A 5,295-nucleotide genomic window follows, 5' to 3' on the forward strand; every position below is an offset into this window, starting at 1 on the left:
ATGGAGAACCGGCATGGGCTGGCGACCGAACGCCGCGCCTCGGAGATCATGCTGAAGGCCCAAGGCAAAGCCGCCGGCCACCGCATCACGGCCGGCGAGGACAAGGCGTACGATACCGCCGATCACGTGGCCAATCTTCGTGCCATCAACGTGACACCGCATGTGACGCAGAACCAGGCCGTCACCAAAACCGGCAAGAACCGCAACAGCGCCATCGACGGACGAACCACGCGGCATCCGGGATACGGCATGTCACAATCGCGCCGGGCGATGATCGAGTGCATCTTCGGTTGGGGCAAGCAGCACGGGACCATGCGCAAGACCAAACATCGCGGCATCGGTCGCGTCGCCGCCGATTTCCTGCTCAATCTGATCGCCTATAATCTGATCCGCATCCCCAAACTGGTTGCAGCCCAGCCAGCCCAGACCTAGCCTCCCGGACGCGCCAGCCCAACGAGGCCTCCTCAACAGAAAAAAAAACGCTTCATTCCTCACGTTTTTCAGCAGACTGTTAGGGCTATCCGTCACTGTGATCGACGCCCGCAGCAGGCTTACTGTCCAAGGCGCTGGCTTCATTGCGCGACATCGGCTTTTTGGATGCTGCGCGGTCTGGCCAGATCACCTTTGCCGTATTCCATACCTTGGGATCCTCCATCGCTTCCCTGGACGAGATCGCCGAGACCGCCAATTTCATGGCTGGTGCAAAATATTTTCTGGTCAAGAACTTCATCAACGACACTCAGTTCTTCCAGTGGGACCAGTCGACCTACATCTCCTATTTCCACCGAATCAAGAACGCGACCGAGTTGACGATCCCTAAGCTCAATGAGATGGCCTATGAGCAAGTCGAAGTTGCTTCCGTCCCGTTCGTCGACTTCATAGCCAACAAGGGCCGGCACGACGAGGCCGCGAACTACTCGTTCGTGCTGCGCGGGTATGTCCGGCACTGGCTCGCCAATGTGTGGCGCGAATATGATCGCATCAACTTGACTGAAGTGGCAGGCGCCAAGTCAGTGACCGGCGGCGGCGAAAAATAATCGCTCGTTCGCCCATTGAAGGCCTGAACCCCCTACCAAACTCGCTCGATGTTAGCCACGCCCGTCTACATCATCTGCTCTCCGACCCCGCAGGTCGGCAAGACCCTCGTCTCTCGTCTTCTGAGCGAGTTCTTGCTGCTGAAGAACGGCTCTGCGCTCTCCTTCGACGTCAACCTGAAGGAGCCGTCACTCGTCGATTACCCCCCTAACATCACTGAGACGGCGGATGTGATCGACACCTACGGCAAGATGCAGCTGATGGACCGGCTTATCCTGCACGACCGAGTGGCCAAGGTCATCGACCTCGGCTTCCATGCCTTCGATGAATTCTTCAAGATGTGCGAGGAGATCGGCTTCATGAAGGAGGCGCTCGGTCGCCGTGTCGCCCCCATCATCCTATTCGTCGCCGCTAGCGACCGCGCCTCCTCGCGCAGCTATGAGATGCTGCGGCGGCGGATTCCGCCGGGGGCGCTGGTCACCGTCCACAACGAATTCGTGCTGCGCGGAGAGTTACCTGACGCCATGGATGGCGGCCGTGTACTCCGCTTTTCGGCGCTACCGGTATTTCTAAAGACTTACGTCGACCGACTGAGCTTCTCATTCACGGGATATCTTCGCGACGAGAAGGATTCGTCCAGCGAGTTGCATCAGTGGATCCGGCGGAATTACACCATGTTCCGCGATCTCGAGCTATTAGCGATGCTACAGCCGTCGCCTTGAGTCGGGCTCTACATGTGGAGAGCTCCCGTGATACAAGAGTGTTTGAGGTTTCATCGGAGTGCTTGCGGCGCATGGTTTCCGAAAGATTGGCGAGGTTGTGTGCCCGCTATCAGGATAGTTCGGACAGTACCGATGGGCGCGTAGCGCAGGAGGCGTGCTTAAACTGGGAGCGGCGTGCCTCCCGATCGAGCCTAGCGCTTGATCGAGAGGCCATGATTGATCTAGCTCGATCATGGTCATTCACGATGTGCCACGGGAAGGCTCGTATTGATCCGACGTGCCGTGTCGGGACGGCCTTATACGTGGTTTGAACGAAAATCACGTGGCACGTGCACCGCATATTTCTTGAGAAACAACGCCGGCGCCATTTTCACATTGTGCCCTTCTGACACTCGTCAGCTTCTTAACAGCTAACTCTCTTAGGATGAGAACCTCGATATCTAGACGGCGACGCCACCTATCATGAAGGAATGAACATCGGAGTGCTTGATCTCGGAGTAATCGGAGGCGTTGGCGGCGGTCTCGGCCGCGGCAAATGATGGTGATTGTGTGCTGGTTTCAGGCTTCGGCAGCCGGATTCTCGGCCGAAAATTCCATCGCTTTCACTCAATCACCTTGCCGTGCGCCAGATACGAGCTTTGCTATGTGATGTGAGGTGCCATGGAGCGAACGAATAACAATTTCAACCTGTTTGATTTTGATGTGGAAGGATTCGCGCAAGCGTACTATCAGCAGCCGCAGGTGGGGCAGCAATCGGGCACCACGAGCCCGCAAGCAAGCTTTGAACAGCAAATGGACGAGTTGCAGCTCAATTCGTCTGATGAGAACTCCGCAAAGTCTAGTTCGCCTGATGAGGGTCCCGCAGACGGCGGTGAAGGACTCCGGCGCGGTGCCCTCGGCGGTTCAATGCGGATGCCGCCACACTCGCGCTTGAGGGACAACTCGTTCAGCAGCACGCGCCACAGCGTGGACCTCCCCCGCGCTAACTTTCGAGCTTCGGCCCAAGTATCGCCGCGGTCCAATTTGCGGGATGATCTGTTCAGCAGTACGCGCTATACCCTGCCATCTGAGGAGCAGCCCGCGACTGAGACGAAGAACAGGAAAAATCGCGGACTGTGGTCGCGTATCAAATCAGGGGTTGGAAAGGCGTTTGGGGCGAGCCACGGCGAAAAGCCGTCTGGCTCCACGGCTCGGCAAGAGATCCTTTCAACGAAGTTTCGCGTGGATTACGCCAAGCAGCCCGGCCGAACACGCGGGGTCCCTGAGGAGGACGAGGCGCTGTTTGAGGACTTCAAAAGCAAAGCCAGTGTCACCCAGGACGACGGCACCAAACCACTGGGCGACGGCACCATCAAAAACGCGATAGCCGATCTGCGCCATTTGAGCGCCCGCCTTAGCCAGAACGGGAGGCCATCAATCGCGGATCGAATTGGCAACCCCGAGTTGGAAGCTGGCTTGGATGACGATGTGGAAACCTATGCGAATGATCGCAGCAGGCGCATCAAAGCGGCATTGAAAAAGCTCCGCGACGTCGGCACCGGAAGAACGTTGTCAGTCGATATCCGCCGCCTTGTTCCTTATCCCGCAGACGCAACCCTCATCGACATGTGGGCCAGCGCGGAAAAGGCGACACACAGGATTGAGCCGGAGACTGTCGATCGACACGCACGCCGCCTTTACAGGCTGAGTGATTGGCTGCAAACGCGCGACAAGGGGGCCATGGCTGGCCGACTCAATGACGATGGGCTGACCCGAGATGTTGAACAGTACAGGCAGCAAACCGAGGACACCAAAATCAATGCCGATTTGCTCAGGCTTCGGCGATACCAACAAGTCCTCGAGGCGAACAGAGCGCTAGGGTTGCCTCCTCCTGAGCACGCGCGTCCGCTCGCCGGGGAAGGCGCTCGGCAGAACGCTTCGCCGCAGGAGCTTCCGGCGACGCCGGCCACCCCGAGCGCGGGCGCTTGGGATTGGTTTAGAGAGGCGATGCAAGAACCCGCGACATCCACGCTCACACTGCGCCATAGCCCACAGCCCAGCCCGTCGCAAGGACTTCCCGCAACGCCGGCCACCCCGAGCGCGGGAGCTTGGGATTGGTTTAGGGAGCAGATGCAAGAACCCGAGCCATCCTCTGCCAGAGCCCCGTCATCAGACATCTACGGCGGTCTAGAGCCACTGGTTAACCTGAATCCGCCCACACCGTATCAATTGCGGGACGATGCTCACTCTGCGCCGGCGCCTGACTTCGCCAGACCGCCGTCGTTCGTCGGGCCATCAGGGGCCCCTCAGGATCTACTGGATATCGGACCTATCGTCGGCGAGGGCTGGCGCCACGGCTCGCAACCGGCCTCAGAAGTCCTGATCGACGTACTGAGTAACATCAATCTCCTGCCGAACCAGTTCGGCCCAAGCCGGTTCGCGATCAACGGCGAGCATTACTCGGCCACGTTTGGGCCGGCAGGGCGCAGGGACGTTCGTCTCATCCATCATCCTCGCGCGAGGCCGATGAATGAAGCTGGGCCATCCCGTCAGCCCGTCGCGGATCTTGGGTTTCTTATCCGCGGGGGGTGGCAGCACCGCGAACGCTGGCTTCCGACTTACCTTGTTCGTGTACTAGAGGGGGAGCGCCGGATGCCGGAAGTCGGGCGCCCGACATATATCAACATCCGCGGCGTGCCTTACAGGGCCGAGCTGCAGGAGACGGACGGCGGCTCCCGTGTTCGTATTTATCCTGAAGCTGGCTGAGGAACGCGCTTGGGCTGCAACCTCGGGGCAACGGGGCAGCGAACCGGGGAAGTGTCCACCGTCCAGCCACTGGCATAGGCTTGCTCGCGCCACGGGCGCCTATGGGAAGCGGCCTGCGCGAGGACGGCATAAGCGTTTGGATAAAAGGAAATGGCAAAGGCAAAATTCAACTTACTTGGTGCCGAGGTCCGCGCAGCACTCGAGCGGCTGCTCGATGTGCTGGCAGACCTGGGACTTACCGCCACGCCGACAGGGTCCGGCTTGGCCGCAAGCTGATCGGAACACGCCTCAAGGAAGAAATGGGCTTTAAACCGCTGCGGCGGCGACAGTGCTTGACATCACGCTTCTCGGCGGCGCGGCGGCATGGCCGCTAGCGGCGCGGGCCTCGCGCATGTCTATTCGATCAGGATCAGACCGGGAGGGAGTGACTCGTCGTACAGACTGCCCCGGTCGGATCGTCCGATCGGAACGAACCCTTTGATTTTTGCGGTCTGCGGCGCTGGGACGCCGGATTTCTCCAGCTTGCTGGCAATCAGGCCGCGCAAAGGCATGGGTAGGTCCAGGCTCCGATCGTCGACGACGCGCGCGGCCCGGAGGAACAGAATCTGCAGGTCGAGCAACTCGGGCGTAGTCCAATCTGTCAATCGGCGTTCAAATTTGGCTCTCCGTATTGCCTCATCTGAGGATGTTACTTTCGCTTGACGGACGTAGCGCCGACTGTCGGCCGGTCTGAGGTTGCGTCATTGCTCGCAGGATCGGAGGGACTGGGGACGTCGCGGAGTGCCCATCACAC

Annotated in this window: 5 protein-coding genes and 1 pseudogene; 5 read left to right on the forward strand and 1 reads right to left on the reverse strand. The window is 59.5% G+C overall.

Annotated elements, in window-relative coordinates; all coding sequences use genetic code 11:
- The 5 genes and pseudogenes from ACZYOF_RS41910 to ACZYOF_RS41930 all read left to right on the forward strand — a co-directional run.
- Positions 1–432 (forward strand): transposase (locus ACZYOF_RS41910; protein ID WP_463719411.1); only part of this gene is annotated, 432 nt, incomplete at its 5' end.
- A gap of 82 nt (positions 433–514) precedes the next feature.
- Positions 515–1,037: pseudogene (locus ACZYOF_RS41915) on the forward strand (hypothetical protein); the annotation flags it as partial.
- A gap of 48 nt (positions 1,038–1,085) precedes the next feature.
- Positions 1,086–1,757 carry a hypothetical protein gene (locus ACZYOF_RS41920; RefSeq protein ID WP_028169373.1) on the forward strand — a complete coding sequence of 224 codons (672 nt, stop codon included), beginning with the start codon at positions 1,086–1,088 and terminating at the stop codon, positions 1,755–1,757.
- A 660-nt stretch (positions 1,758–2,417) separates the two neighbouring features.
- On the forward strand, positions 2,418–4,502 hold the full coding sequence (locus ACZYOF_RS41925; protein ID WP_245287708.1) for a hypothetical protein: 2,085 nt from the start codon (positions 2,418–2,420) through the stop codon (positions 4,500–4,502).
- A 150-nt stretch (positions 4,503–4,652) separates the two neighbouring features.
- Positions 4,653–4,778, forward strand: coding sequence for a hypothetical protein (locus tag ACZYOF_RS41930; protein ID WP_283813353.1), 126 nt, complete (start codon positions 4,653–4,655; stop codon positions 4,776–4,778).
- Between the two features lie 119 nt (positions 4,779–4,897).
- Here ACZYOF_RS41930 and ACZYOF_RS41935 read toward each other — a convergent pair whose 3' ends face one another.
- Entirely contained in the window at positions 4,898–5,122 is a 225-nt protein-coding gene (locus ACZYOF_RS41935; protein ID WP_028169375.1) for a hypothetical protein, read from the reverse strand.
- Between the last annotated feature and the right edge of the window lie 173 nt (positions 5,123–5,295).

The sequence above is a fragment of the Bradyrhizobium sp. LeoA1Lang genome (assembly GCF_055413685.1).